We start from the raw sequence: 13,499 nt of genomic DNA on the forward strand, positions 1-13,499 counted from the left end.
ACGAAGAAACACGTACTAAAAGGAATTGGTATGTCTGATACTGCCGGGCAGCACACGGTTGCTGAAACTGTTGTGGAGGGTTCTTTGCTGGACCAGGTAATGGCCAACAGCAGAATGGCGCCAGCGGATGAAGGCTATGAGGTAGCGCGCAAAGGCGTTGCCACCTTCATCACCAATCTGCTGCGAAGTGATGAAAAAGGCCAGCCGGTGAACAAAGCGCTGGTGGACCAGATGGTAGTGGAGCTGGATCGTAAAATCAGCGCGCAGATGGATGAAATTCTGCACGCGCCTAGCCTACAAGAGTTGGAATCGTCCTGGCGCGGACTCAAGCTGATGGTCGACCGCACCGACTTCCGCGAAAACATCAAAGTAGACATTCTGCACGCCACCAAAGCCGAGCTGTTGGAAGACTTCGAGTTCGCTCCGGATGTGACTCAAACAGGCTTTTACCAGCACATTTACGCCACCGAATACGGCCAGTTTGGCGGTGAACCGGTGGCCGCGGTGGTGGGCAATTACGCCTTCAGCCCCGGCGCGGCAGACATCAAGCTTCTGCACTATGTGGCTTCTGTTGGTGCCATGGCTCATGCACCGTTTTTGTCATCGGTGGCGCCGTCGTTTTTCGGCGTAGACGGCTATCAGGAGTTGCCGGCCATCAAGGAATTGAAAGCGGTCTTCGAGGGCCCTCGCTACGCCAAATGGCGCGGCCTGCGCGAATCTGAAGACGCTCGCTACCTGGGCCTGACCGCGCCGCGCTTCTTGCTGCGCACGCCTTATGACCCGGCTGAGAATCCGGTGCGAAGTTTTAATTACAAAGAAGACGTATCCGCTGACCACGAGCATTATCTGTGGGGCAATACGGCGTATCTTCTGGCCACCCGGCTGAGCGAAAGCTTTGCCAAGTACCGCTGGTGTCCGAATATCATCGGCCCGCAAAGTGGCGGTTCGGTGGAAAATCTGCCAGTGCACCTGTTTGAATCCTTTGGCCAGCTGGAAGCAAAAATTCCCACCGAAGTACTGATCACCGATCGCCGCGAATTCGAACTGGCGGATGAAGGTTTTATTGCACTCACCATGCGCAAAGGCAGCGACAACGCAGCGTTTTTCTCTGCAAACTCGGTGCAGAAAACCCGTCAGTTTCCGAATACCCGTGATGGCAAAATCGCCGAGACCAATTACAAGCTAGGCACCCAGTTGCCTTACATGATGGTGGTTAATCGTCTTGCGCATTACATCAAGGTTTTGCAGCGCGAGCAGATCGGTTCCTGGAAAGAACGCCAGGATCTGGAGCGTGAGCTGAACACCTGGATTCGCCAGTACGTAGCCAATCAAGAAAACCCGCCGGCGGAGGTGCGTAGTCGCCGGCCCCTAAGGGCTGCCCGAATCACTGTGTCAGACGTAGACGGCGAACCGGGTTGGTATCAGGTAATGCTGTCAGTAAGGCCACACTTTAAGTACATGGGCGCCAATTTTGAGTTGTCGCTGGTGGGCCGGCTGGACAAGGAATAAACCATGTTCGGTGTTTCTGAGGCAGATTTTCCACCCCCCGCTGTACCATCCGGGCGTAGCCTGTTTGAACGCCTGGAGCAGGCGGGCGAATCGGCCGTGCCGCTGTTGGACGAGCTGGGCGATGTGGTGCAGTCCATCAAACGCCATCTGGTACGCCTGCTCAATGCCCACCCTGGTGCTAGCCGCAGCGCGCCGGAACTGGGCCTGCTGGATTTCAATGACGCTACCCTGGGCACTCTGGATTTGGGTATTCGTGTGCGTAACGCCATCCGCCAGTGCATCGAACGTTTTGAACCCCGGGTGAACAGGGTCAACGTTCTGGCATTGCCCCAGGGCGCAGACCCGCTTCAGCTGAAGTTTCAGGTAACCGTGCATTTGCGGGTGGCGGCGGTAGACGACAAAGCGACCATCGATCTGCTATTGGACGACAAACGCTATTACCGGGTGATCTAACCAGCCGTGATACCACACCAACGGGCGTATGAATGAAATTGAACCGCTTCTTTCAGGATGAGTTGAGCTTTCTCAAGCAGCAAGGGCGGGAGTTTGCGCAAAGCCATCCGCAGCTTTCGCGTTTTCTGTCGGAGCAAAGCGCAGACCCTGACGTGGAGCGGCTGTTGGAAGGCTTTGCTTTTTTGACCGGTAAGCTACGGGAAAAAGTGGAAGATGAATTTCCTGAGCTGACCCATTCGCTGTTAAACCTGTTGTGGCCCAACTACTTGCGCCCTGTGCCAAGCCTGACCATCATGCGTTTTGACCCGCAGCTGCACGCCATCAGCGAACGCCAGCGGGTGCCGCGCCACACTGAAGTGAAGAGCCGGCCGGTGGGCGAAGCCAATCGCCAGATCCAGTGCCGTTTCCGCACCTGCCGCGCACTGGACATCTATCCATTAACGGTGGCCGCGGTGCAGGCTGAGCACGGGCCGCAGAAGTCATCTGTCACGGTGTCACTAGGTGTGCACAGCGATCAGCCGATGAACGGCCTGGGGCTTGATAGTCTACAATTTTATCTGGGCGGAAATGAGCCAAACGCCTCCACGCTTTACTTATGGTTAAACCACTACCTCGAAACTATGGAGTTGGTGGTGGGCGACACCGCTTGGCCGTTGCCCACCGAGCTGCTTCGGCCTGCGGGTTTTGCGGACGATGAGGCGTTGTTGCCCTGCCCGCAGAATGCTTTACCTGGCCACCGCCTTCTGCAGGAATATCTGAGCATGCCCGAGGCCTTCCGTTTTGTAACCGTGACGGGTCTGTTGTCGCGTTTGCCGAATCTGCAGGCAGACGAAATCAGCCTGCGCTTTCATTTCAGCCGCTTATTGCCGGCGCAGATGCGTATGGGCGTCGATGATTTTCAGTTGTACTGCACGCCTGCCATTAACCTGTTCAGCCACGAAGGTGAGCCGGTGGACTTGAACGGGCGCCAGACCGAGTACCGAATTCTGGCGTCCAGCCGCTCGCCCGACCACTATGAAGTGTTCAGCGTTGAACAGGTTGAAGGTTGGCTGGAGGGGCGCGCCGGGCGAAATACTCCACGCATTTACACGCCGTTCGAGAGTTTTCGCCATGACATGGACAGCGAGCAACAGGACACGCCTTTGTATTATCACCTGCGGGCGCGGCAAAGCGTGCTTAACAACGGTTTTGACCATTACATGGCGTTTGTACGCGCAGACGAATCCGCCTGCGTGAACCGGCAGGAAGCCATTTCGCTGAGCCTTGTGTGCAGCAACCGGCAGCTGCCGGAACAGCTGGCAGCAGGGGAAATCTGCATGGGTACCGAAAGCTCGCCAACCTTCGCCAGCTTTCGCAACATTACCCGGCCAACCGCTGCGATCAGGCCGACTCTTGACGGGCGGCTGCTGTGGGCATTAGTGGCCAACTTGTCGCTCAACTACGTAGTGGCGCCAGACGCGGAGGCTCTGCGCACGTTGGTGCGGTTGTACGATTTTCGCGCGTTGTCTGATCGTCAGGCTGCGCGAATTGCGCGCCGGCGTCAGTCGGCCATAAAGGGCTTGGAGTTGCAGACGCTAGACCGGATGTTGCGGGGATTACCGGTACGGGGCACTCGCACCAGCTTGTTTTTAAGCCAACAGGGGTTCGCCTCGGAAGGCGAGCTCTACCTGTTCGGCACGGTGCTGAGTCGGTTTTTTGCACTCTATGCCAGTATTAATGCTTTTCACCAACTGGATGTGGTGAATACCGATAATCAGGAACGCTATACATGGAAGTTACAGCACGATCAGCAGCCTCTGATGTAGCGGTTCTGCAGCCCGTTTTAGCCGACGCCAGGCGCTACAGTTTTTTTCAACTGGTGGATGTTATTCACCGGCACCATAACGATGACATGGAATCTTCTGCAGTCAGCAATGGCTCGCCGGCCCCTGAACGTATCCGCTTTTCAGCCTCGGCGGGTTTGGGGTTCCCTGGCAGCGATGTGGTGTCAGCACTGTCGCCTGCGCATGAGCATGCGCCCTATCAGATGGAGGTGAGCTTTCTGGGTTTGCACGGCTCGCAGTCGCCATTGCCAGGCTATTATCTGGAAGACCTGGCCTGGGAGGCCGGTCAGAATTTGGGTGTGCGCCGCCACTTCCTCGATTTTTTCAACCATCGCCTGGTCACACTGTTCCACCGTTGCTGGCGCAAATACCGTTACCACGTGCGCTACCGCCCGGGCGCGAACGATGGCTTTTCTGACACCGTGTTTGCATTGATGGGGCTGGGCGATCGGCAAAGGCGCCAGGCCCTGGCCGTGAGCGAATCCAGGTTGCTGGCATACTCTGGTGTACTGGCAGGCCCCAGCCGTTCGGCGGATGTAGTCGCGAAGATTGTTGGTCATTGTTTTGACTTGGCCGACGTGGCCATTCGTCAGTGGGTGCTGCGCAACGTCGATATTGCGCCGGCCCAGCAAACTGCCTTGGGGCAGGCCAACGCCAGTCTGGGTCAGGACACCTTGGTGGGTGCCAAGGTGGCGGACCGCAGCGGCAAGTTTTCCCTGCGTCTTGGCAATCTTTGCCATCGCCGTTTCATCGATTTTTTACCCAACGGCGACGACTACCCAAGGCTGATTCGCCTGCTGGAGTTTGTGGTGCGTGAACCCCTGGCGTGGGATTTGGAACTGCACATGCGCCCTCAGGATATCCAGCCGGTTGTACTAGGGCAGCACGGCTGTCTGGGGTGGACCACGTTTTTAAGTCCCGAAAGGGCATCTGCGAGCTCCTATGTCTGCTTGCCCATTCGCCACTAACCTGCAGGACCGAACGCCATGCCCTTATCGACCGATGTATTGACGCTTACGTTGCTGAGTCCACCGGTTGCCGGCACCGCCACAGACTTCCGCTTCGGCCGTGAAGGCGGTTCCATTGGTAGCGCCGGAAACGATTCCTGGCGGCTGTCTGCCCATCGCACCGGCGCGGTTTGCGGTCACGCCGAAGTACGCTTTGCCGACGACGGCTATTGCCTGATTGACCGCAGTGGCCGTACACACATTAATGGTGCCAGCCAACCGATCGGGCGAGGGCGGCGGGCCCGCTTACAGCAGGGCGATACCATCGCCATTGGCATCTATCGTATGCGCGCCGAATTTGGTGTTGCGGCGGCGGAACTGGGCACAGGCCCAGATACCGAAAATCTCACAGAGCAGCCTTTAGTGCATAGCGCTGAAGCCCCTTTGCTGCGCGTTAAAAAAGAACAGCTGCCGGCTGCGGAACCCCTACAAACATTAAGAGCTCCGGTTCAGGATGCCGCCGCTTTTAACGGAGCCCCACCCTGGTCATTGGCGGGCCCGAATGTTGGGGTAAACATCCCAGCGGAAGAGCAGGGTGACGGCGTGGAATCCCGGTGCTCTCAATCGCAAAAGACGGGCCTGGACAGCCGCCAGCACATTGGCGTAGCGCCCTTACTGCGGGGCCTTGATAGCAATCTGACTCTGGCTAATAGTGATGATATGACGCTGTTGCTGGAGGAAGCCGGGCAAACTCTGCAAGCGGCCATTAGCGGGCTGCTGGCGCTGCATCAAAGCGAAGACAGCCGGCACCAGGTGCTGCGCACGCGCTTACAGCCTATTGAAGACAACCCTTTGCGATTTGCGGCCGATTATTCGTCGACCGTACACACCCTGTTTGCTGGCCAGCGCAGTCCGGTGCACTTGTCTGCGCCCGCGGCCGTGCAGGAGAGTCTGGCCAGTCTGAAACACCACCAGCAAGCCACCCGCGTGGCGACCAGCCAGGGCCTGGAAGCGATCTTGCACGCGCTGTCACCTGACGCCCTGCTACAGCGTTTTCGCGGATATCGCCGCGGCCTGCAAACCGATGAAGATGAAAATACCTGGGCCTGGGATATGTACCGGCACTATTACCAGGAGCTGAATTCCAGCCGTCAGCAAGGCTTTGAACGGTTGTTCCAGGAAGTGTTTGACCAAGCCTACGACCAGCACATACGCCAACTGCAAAGAGAAAGCCTGTTATGAGTCTAATCGCGCGCCACCTATTGATTCTAATCCTGGGCCTGGGCCTGGCCGGCTGCAGCACCCCCTACAAAGTGGTCAGCAAAACCGGCAAGGTACTGTGGGACCCGGACATTCCGGTGGGCTACGCCGAAGATCTTCCCAGCCGCATAGATCTGGCGATGGTGGCCGAGCAAGACGTAAACCCGAATGAAGCGCTGAGCCCGACACCCATTGCGTTTCAGATTATCGAGCTGCGCGATAGCTCGTTGCTGATGGCTGCCGACTTTGACCAGCTGCTGAGCAACCTGAAGTTGTCCCTGGGGCGCAATTACATAGATCACAGTGACTACACCGTGTTGCCGGGCGAATTCAAGTTTGTAGAACCTTTCGATGTTAGCGCCGACACGCGGGTTATCGGCGTTATCGCTTTTTACGCTTATCCCAATCAGTCGCAGTGGAAAAAGGTGGTCAAAGTGGACCCGTTGGGCGGGCGTTATCACCTATTGGTGAACTTGCGCCAGCGCGAAGTGCAACTGAAACGCGCGGGCGAATCGTGATGGGCAGCAGCAACCGCGTAGTCTGGAGTGATGGGTTGTTTATAAAGCCCCAGCACTTCCAGCAGCAACAGCGCTATTTGGAACAGCAGATTCACCAGCGTTCGCTGGCATTGTGTCGGTCACTTTATGGTTTCAGTGCACTGGCGTTGAATGACGAATATCTGGGTTTTGGTCGGATCTCCCTGGTCAATGCGGCCGGGCTGTTTGCCGACGGCACCTGTTTTGATCTGCTTCGTGATGATGTGATGCCGCAGCCGCTAGAAATTACAGACGCTTCAGTGGCCAATCAGCTGGTTTACCTGGCACTGCCGCTGCAGAGCAACACTCAGACTGAAATTTGCTGGCCGGAAGAGCCTGCGGTGCATTCGCGCTTCCAGGCAGCTTGCACGGATATCCGCGACCTACATACCACTCAGGGCGACACACACAGCGTTGACCTGGCGCGGGTGGCGCCAAGATTAATGCTTGGAAATCAAGACTTTAGCGCCTACAGCACGCTGGCCATTGGCCGCATTCTGGAACAACGAGCCAACGGCAGTCTGATGATGGATGCGAATTTTATCCCGACGCTGCTGGACATAAAAGCGGCGCCGCGGCTGCAGCGGTTTGTGGAAGAAATGGCCGGGCTGATGCGAGAGCGTGCCCGCAATATCGCCGATCGTGTCGGGGCTCCTGGCCACAACGGCGTGGCCGAAGTCACCGACTTTCTGTTGCTGCAGTTGATGAACCGCAGCCACCCGCGCTTTCTGCACCTGTCACGGTTGCCGCAGCTGCACCCACAAGCTCTCTATGAAGCACTGCTAGAACTGTGTGCAGAACTGGTGACCTTCACCGATCAGAGCCGGCTTCCGCCGCCGTTTGTGCCCTATCACCACGATTTGCCGGAAGTCTGTTTCAGCCAGCTTATGCAGCTATTGCGCCAGGCCCTGAGCACGGTGCTGGAGCCACAAGCCATGGCTATTGGTCTTCAGGAACGTCAGTTTGGGTTGACGGTTGCGCCGCTGCACGATTCCGGTCTGATCGGCAGCGCCGAGTTCATCCTGGCGGTAAAAGCCGACATGCCCCACGACGACCTGCGCAGTGGCTTCGTACAGCAGTGCAAAGTGGCGTCAGTGGAAAAAATTCGTGATTTGATCAGTTTGCAGCTGCCGGGCATTCCACTGGTGGTGTTACCGGTGGCGCCGCGTCAGCTGCCGTACCATGCCGGTTATGTTTACTTTCAGCTAGACGACAACAGTCAGGCCTGGCAAATGCTGGAAAATGCCAGCGGTTTTGCTTTTCACGTGGCCGGTGAATTCCCCGCGCTGGAAATGCAGTTCTGGGCTATCCGGAGATAAGCCATGGACAACGAGATGCACAGCAATGCCTTCAGTCTGCGCGGGCTGGAGCCAAACCCGCTGATTGACGCCGCAGCACCATTACTGGGGCTGGTGATACGGATTCGCCGGTTAGCAGACTATTCGTCGGTTGAAAGTCTTTACCAACAGGTGCTGGACGACATTACAGTTATTGAACGCGAGCTGGTGGCGCAGGGTTATGAAAACTCGGCGTTAGTGTCCTACCGCTACGTACTCTGCGCCTTTATTGATGAGGCCATGCTGGGAACACAGTGGGGTGCCCACAGCGTATGGTCGCAGCAGTCCCTGCTGTCGCGCTTCCATAACGAAACCTGGGGCGGAGAAAAAGTGTTCGGCATTCTGGCGCGGATGGAGCAGGAACCGGAGCGTTACCAGAACATGCTGGCGTTTATCTATCTGTGCCTGTGCCTGGGGTTCGAGGGCCGATACAAAGTGATGACCAACGGCCGCGACGAATACAACAGCATTTTGCGCGGCTTGGGCCAGCAACTCGCCACTCTTAATGGCGACGCGGCATCTGCGCCGCTGGCTGACGCGCTGAAAAATCGTGTGCCGGCCCGCAGCCATTATGGCAATCACTGGCCTCTGGCGGGTATTGGGCTGGCTTTAGTGCTCGCTCTGGGCGGTATTTTTCACCTGTACAGTAGCGCTCTGGACGAGCGTGTAGCGCAGGTACATGAATTATTAGAACAACTACCACGATAAGGAAATCACCGTGATTCGGGTTGAACTGCCGGCGTTAATCGGACGCCTCAACGACGTATGCCGTCAGGCGCTTGAAGCCTCCGCGGCCTTGTGTATCAGTCGCCAAGGCGCTGAAATAACGCCTGCCCATTTGCTGTTCCAATTACTGGATCAGCCCCTGTGCGATGTTCGACAGATTCTTCAGCAGGCTGACATCGGGTATTCGCCGTTGCAGCAGCAACTGGGTGACAGCCTGGCCGGTAGCGTACAAAACGCCGAGCCTTACCCAGCTTTTTCACCGCTGCTGATTGAGCTGCTACAAGACGCCTGGCTGCTGGCTTCGGCCGAACTGGGGCAGCAACAGTTGCGCTCTGGAGCCATTACGCTGGCGCTGCTGCTGAATCCGCAGCGCTATCTGCCAGCGCAGGTATGCGACACTCTGGCGCCGATCAACCGCGAACAGCTGCGGCGCCAGTTTGAAGCCTGCACCCGTGGCTCGGCAGAACAGCCGACTATTGCGCAGCAGGGCTCCGCCGCCGATAGTCGCCAGGTCAGCGTTGATGATGGTCCGTTACAGCGCTACGCCCAAGACTTCACCGCGCTGGCACGGCAGCAAAAGCTGGACCCGGTGTTGTGCCGCGACAGGGAAATCGACCAGATCATCGACATTTTGTGCCGCCGGCGCAAAAACAACCCCATGGTGGTGGGCGATGCCGGCGTTGGTAAAAGCGCGGTGGTGGAAGGCCTTGCCCTGCGCATCGCCCATGGTGAAGTGCCAGAACGCCTGCGCAAAGTGGCGCTTTGGGGGTTGGATTTGGGCGCCCTGCAGGCCGGTGCGTCGGTGAAAGGCGAATTCGAAAAGCGTCTGAAAAGTGTGATTGATACCGTCAAAAACTCCGCAACGCCGATTATTCTGTTCATAGACGAAGCCCATACCCTGATCGGCGCCGGTAACAGCGAGGGCGGATCAGACGCTGCTAATTTGCTAAAACCGGCTCTGGCCCGTGGTGAACTGAGCACCATCGGTGCCACCACGTGGCGCGAGTATAAAAAGTATTTTGAAAAAGATCCGGCGCTGAGCCGTCGTTTTCAGCCGGTTGCTCTGGATGAGCCCAGCCCGCAACAGGCGGTGCACATACTGCGCGGCTTGCGACCGGTTTACGAAAAAGCCCATCAGATTTTGATTGCTGATAGCGCACTGCAGGCCGCGGCTGAATTGTCTGCACGCTATCTTGCCGGGCGCCAATTGCCCGACAAAGCCATTGACGTACTGGATACCGCTTGCGCCCGGGTCAGCCTGAATTTAACCACGCCGCCGCGCCAGCTCAGCCACATCCGCAGCGAACTTGCTCAGTTGGCTCTAGAGCAGGAATTACTGCAGCGTGAACAGCAACTGGGGCAGGCAACAGACAGCGCACGGCAAATTGCACTTGATGAAGCATTAGCGTCATTGCAGGTCGCCGCAACCGATCTGGAACAACGTTGGCAAGCCCAGCGTGAGCTGGTCGGGCGGCTGATTAAGGTACAAGAACAGCTATTGGCTGGTAATTCCGAATTGGCCGCAGAAGCCGGCACGATTGAGCAACAGCTTGCGCAGCTGCAGGCCGACGAGCCGTTGGTGTACGCGCGGGTAGACGAACGTCAGATTGCCGCGGTCATCGCCGACTGGACCGGTATTCCGGTCAACCGTATGAGCCGCGACGAGCTGGAGAAAATCACCCACCTGCCGGCGTATCTGTTCGCCCACATCAAAGGTCAGGATAGCGCCATTGCCGCAATCCATCAGCATTTACTGACCGCCCGCGCCGATCTGCGCCGCCCCGGCAGGCCAATGGGCGCTTTCCTGCTGGCGGGCCCGAGTGGTGTGGGCAAAACGGAAACCGTGATTCAGTTAGCTGAGCTGCTCTACGGTGGCCGACAGTTTTTGACCACCATCAATATGTCCGAGTATCAGGAAAAGCACACCGTATCGCGCCTGATTGGCTCGCCCCCCGGCTACGTAGGCTTTGGCGAGGGCGGTTTACTCACCGAGGCAATGCGCCAAAAACCCTATTCGGTGGTGCTGCTGGATGAAGTGGAAAAAGCCCATCCAGATGTTCTGAACCTTTTCTACCAGGCCTTCGACAAAGGCGAAATGGCGGATGGCGAAGGCCGGTTGATCGATTGCAGCAATATTGTGTTCTTCCTGACCTCAAATCTTGGCCACCAGACCATTGTGCAAAACGCCGCTGAGCCGCAAGCACTCATCGCAGCGATTTACCCGGAGCTGGCCGCTTTCTTCAAGCCAGCGCTGTTGGCGCGTATGCAGGTAGTGCCTTACCTGCCGCTGAATGACAGCACTCTCGACTGCATCGTTGTGGACAAACTGGAGCGACTGGCCAATCAGATCAGCCAGCGCTACCAGGCTGAGGTGGTGTTGGATGGCAATCTTGCCGGCGCCATCCGCGAGCGCGCTCTGCACAGTGAAAATGGCGCCCGCATGCTCGAGGCCGTTATTGAGGGCGAACTGCTGCCGAAAGTGTCACTGGCCCTACTGGAAAAACTGGCGCGGCGGGAACCGGTTGTGCGGGTCACCCTGAGCGCCGGCGAAAACGGATTCAGTGGCACGGTTGCCTGAACGGCCACCTCACATTACACACCTTAAAACGGACAATCGGATATGGGACAGATGCAGACGGAACTGCATACCGGTATCGAGTTGGCGCTGGCGCTGATTGGGCAAAAAAATCTGCCGGACTTGCTGCGCACAGCCACTAGCCAGATGCAAAAAACCTTTGGCCTGGAGCGCTGTTGGGCGCTAGAGCTAGACTTAAGCGGCCGCACTCTGCATTGCAGCGCGCTGGCCGATCAACAGTCTTCGCAAGGCGCCAGCGAGTTTGTCTGTGATGATTTCAGCCACCCATTTGCTCGTTTGTTACAAAGCGGTCTCCCGTGCGCGGTGTCGCGGGTTGCCGGTTATCGCTTGGAACATCCGGGTTTTCAGGCGTTGATTGCTCTCAGCGGCCGGCCTGGATCCATGTGGTTGGAACCCTTTTTTGGCAGTGACGGACGAACGTTGGGCGTGCTGGTGCTGTGCAGTGACCAGCCGGAGTGGGCGAGGGTGACCGAGCAGGCGCTCTACCGCAGCCTGCGCCAGATTATCAGCCATCAATGGGTCAGTGTGTTGCGCAACCATGATCAGATCTGGCAGCGCCGGCTGCTTAAACGTTCGCTAGATCACCTGCAGGATGCGCAATTGCTGCGCCAGCGGGCCAAAAGACTAGCGACCGTGTTGGTGGGTCATTCGCAGCAGATGGACGAGTTGCGTCTTCAAACCGTGCGTGCGGCCAGCAGCCAGCTGGCGGTGTTGGTACAGGCAGAAACCGGTTGTGGCAAAGATGTAGTGGCGCAGGCGGTGCACGAATTTTCGGCGCGAGCCAAAGGCCCGATGGTCGTGGTGAACTGCGCCGCCATTCCCGATACCTTGCTGGAAAGTCAGCTTTTTGGTCATACTAAAGGCGCTTTTTCCGGGGCTGATCGTGCCCAGGAAGGGCTGTTGACACAGGCCCGCGGTGGCACGCTGTTTCTTGATGAAATTGGCGATATGCCCTTGGCCTTGCAGGCCAAACTCCTGCGGGTACTGGAAAGCGGACAGTTCCGGCCTTTGGGAGCGCAACAGGAACAACATTCGGATTTTCGTTTGGTGGCGGCGACCCATCAGCCGTTGCAGCAGGCCATTAATGACGGTCGCTTTCGCCGCGATCTGTTTTACCGTCTGAACCAGTTTCCACTGCGGATTGAACCATTGCGCCAGCGCCCCGACGATCTGGAAGCTTTAACCCGCCATTTCATTCGTGCCTACTGCGAGCGCGAAGGTGCCGGCCCTCAGGGCATCAGTAGCCGTGGATTGCGGCGGCTGAAACACTATGATTTTCCCGGCAACGTGCGTGAATTACGCAATGTGATTGAGCTGGCCTGCCTGCAGACCCCACTCGGTGATGATATTCAGCCTGACGTTATTCGTCTGGATGACCCATTTAATGATGGCGTGTATAACAGCGGCGCTGCCCCTCTCGCCAGTGAGCAGTGTGCTCAGCGCAGCGACAACCTTGATCGTGAATTTCTGGCGGGCCTGCCGCCACTGGCTCAGGTGCAAGACCTGAAAGCCGCCGCTCAGGCCTTTGAAGCGGCACTGATTCGCCAGCGTTTGCAGCAGTACCACGGCAACCGCAGCCAGGCGGCACAGAGCCTGGGATTGCCAAAGCGAACACTTGCGCATAAATGCCTTAAATATGAAGTGATGCACCCATGATTCTCGCCATCAAAAAAACAGCTGTGCACTATCAGAAATGCTGTCTCTGGGCGTTGGCTGGCCTTTTTCTGCTGCCCACTGCGCCCGCCCACGGCGGGCTACTGGAGCAGGCACGGGAGTGTACCGGTGAGCCCAGGCGCTTGCAGCGCCTGGCGTGTTTTGATGCGATTTTCGCCACGCCGCTGGCAGTTCAGAGCGCCCACGAGGAGCCACAACTACCCAACTCTGAACGTTGGCGCCAGGCCTATGCTCAAGCGGCTGGCGATAACCTTGACGGCTGGGTTTATCGCGACAGTGGCATGGCCGCTGGTTTGCTGCTTACGTTGCCGGCTCTGGGTGCCACGCTGCCAAGGCCTTTAATGGTACTGCAATGCCACAACAATATTACCGAGCTGACGCTGATGTTGCCGCAGCCGTTAGGTCAGGATCGGGTACGGGTGAACATTAACGGTGACCCGTCACTGTGGCGCCTGCGCGATGACGGCTACATGCTCAGCGCCGGCCGTGGGCTGCCGTCCATAGCGCTGGCTAAAACGCTGGCGCTCATGCCGCAAGTGCGAGTGCAGGCTAATGCCAGCTCAATCGATGGCCTGGTGTTTGATCTGGCGGGCTTTTCCAGCGCCATCAAACCGCTGCGAAACGCCTGCGGCTGGTGA

Annotated in this window: 11 protein-coding genes; all 11 read left to right on the forward strand. The window is 57.7% G+C overall.

The genetic code is table 11. The annotated features are described in order from the left end of the window. The first annotated feature begins 30 nt into the window (after nt 1-30). From tssC to vasI, 11 genes are read left to right on the forward strand one after another with little or no spacing between them, the layout of a single operon-like run. On the forward strand, nt 31-1,509 hold the full coding sequence (gene tssC / locus MELB17_RS01085; RefSeq protein WP_007348262.1) for a type VI secretion system contractile sheath large subunit: 1,479 nt from the start codon (nt 31-33) through the stop codon (nt 1,507-1,509). Nucleotides 1,510-1,512: 3 nt separating this feature from the next. Further along, nucleotides 1,513-1,962, forward strand: a complete 450-nt coding sequence (tssE, locus tag MELB17_RS01090; RefSeq protein WP_007348263.1) for a type VI secretion system baseplate subunit TssE — start codon at nt 1,513-1,515, stop codon at nt 1,960-1,962. A gap of 32 nt (nt 1,963-1,994) precedes the next feature. After that, the gene (gene tssF, locus MELB17_RS01095; protein ID WP_007348264.1) at nt 1,995-3,767 is read left to right on the forward strand and encodes a type VI secretion system baseplate subunit TssF; all 1,773 of its coding nucleotides are present in this window, start codon (nt 1,995-1,997) and stop codon (nt 3,765-3,767) included. Then, nucleotides 3,731-4,753 (forward strand): type VI secretion system baseplate subunit TssG, encoded by a 1,023-nt coding sequence (tssG, locus tag MELB17_RS01100; RefSeq protein ID WP_007348265.1) that lies wholly within the window; start codon nt 3,731-3,733, stop codon nt 4,751-4,753. The genes tssF and tssG overlap by 37 nt, the downstream gene beginning before the upstream one ends. Before the next feature lie 18 nt (nt 4,754-4,771). Then, complete coding sequence (tagH, locus tag MELB17_RS01105; RefSeq protein ID WP_007348266.1) at nt 4,772-5,974, forward strand: type VI secretion system-associated FHA domain protein TagH; 1,203 nt, start codon at nt 4,772-4,774, stop codon at nt 5,972-5,974. Beyond that, a complete protein-coding gene (gene tssJ, locus MELB17_RS01110; protein WP_007348267.1) occupies nt 5,971-6,510 on the forward strand; it encodes a type VI secretion system lipoprotein TssJ in 540 nt (179 codons plus the stop codon). Before tagH ends, tssJ begins: the two co-directional genes overlap by 4 nt. Continuing rightward, nucleotides 6,510-7,847, forward strand: coding sequence for a type VI secretion system baseplate subunit TssK (tssK, locus tag MELB17_RS01115; RefSeq protein WP_007348268.1), 1,338 nt, complete (start codon nt 6,510-6,512; stop codon nt 7,845-7,847). The genes tssJ and tssK overlap by 1 nt, the downstream gene beginning before the upstream one ends. A gap of 3 nt (nt 7,848-7,850) precedes the next feature. Continuing rightward, on the forward strand, nt 7,851-8,573 hold the full coding sequence (icmH, locus tag MELB17_RS01120; protein WP_007348269.1) for a type IVB secretion system protein IcmH/DotU: 723 nt from the start codon (nt 7,851-7,853) through the stop codon (nt 8,571-8,573). A 10-nt stretch (nt 8,574-8,583) separates the two neighbouring features. Then, nucleotides 8,584-11,169, forward strand: coding sequence for a type VI secretion system ATPase TssH (tssH, locus tag MELB17_RS01125; protein ID WP_007348270.1), 2,586 nt, complete (start codon nt 8,584-8,586; stop codon nt 11,167-11,169). A gap of 42 nt (nt 11,170-11,211) precedes the next feature. Continuing rightward, entirely contained in the window at nt 11,212-12,843 is a 1,632-nt protein-coding gene (locus MELB17_RS01130; protein ID WP_007348271.1) for a sigma-54-dependent Fis family transcriptional regulator, read from the forward strand. Then, nucleotides 12,840-13,499, forward strand: coding sequence for a type VI secretion system-associated protein VasI (vasI, locus tag MELB17_RS01135; RefSeq protein WP_007348272.1), 660 nt, complete (start codon nt 12,840-12,842; stop codon nt 13,497-13,499). The genes MELB17_RS01130 and vasI overlap by 4 nt, the downstream gene beginning before the upstream one ends.

Origin of the sequence: Marinobacter sp. ELB17 (assembly GCF_000169375.1) — a bacterium.
Classification (GTDB): domain Bacteria; phylum Pseudomonadota; class Gammaproteobacteria; order Pseudomonadales; family Oleiphilaceae; genus Marinobacter.

Coding starts and splice junctions, on each gene's coding strand:
- tssE (WP_007348263.1), top strand. CDS start 1,513: ATGTTCGGTGTTTCTGAGGCAGATTTTCCACCCCCCGCTGTACCATCC.
- tssJ (WP_007348267.1), top strand. CDS start 5,971: ATGAGTCTAATCGCGCGCCACCTATTGATTCTAATCCTGGGCCTGGGC.
- tssG (WP_007348265.1), top strand. CDS start 3,731: ATGGAAGTTACAGCACGATCAGCAGCCTCTGATGTAGCGGTTCTGCAG.
- tssF (WP_007348264.1), top strand. CDS start 1,995: ATGAAATTGAACCGCTTCTTTCAGGATGAGTTGAGCTTTCTCAAGCAG.
- MELB17_RS01130 (WP_007348271.1), top strand. CDS start 11,212: ATGGGACAGATGCAGACGGAACTGCATACCGGTATCGAGTTGGCGCTG.
- tssK (WP_007348268.1), top strand. CDS start 6,510: ATGGGCAGCAGCAACCGCGTAGTCTGGAGTGATGGGTTGTTTATAAAG.
- vasI (WP_007348272.1), top strand. CDS start 12,840: ATGATTCTCGCCATCAAAAAAACAGCTGTGCACTATCAGAAATGCTGT.
- tssC (WP_007348262.1), top strand. CDS start 31: ATGTCTGATACTGCCGGGCAGCACACGGTTGCTGAAACTGTTGTGGAG.
- icmH (WP_007348269.1), top strand. CDS start 7,851: ATGGACAACGAGATGCACAGCAATGCCTTCAGTCTGCGCGGGCTGGAG.
- tagH (WP_007348266.1), top strand. CDS start 4,772: ATGCCCTTATCGACCGATGTATTGACGCTTACGTTGCTGAGTCCACCG.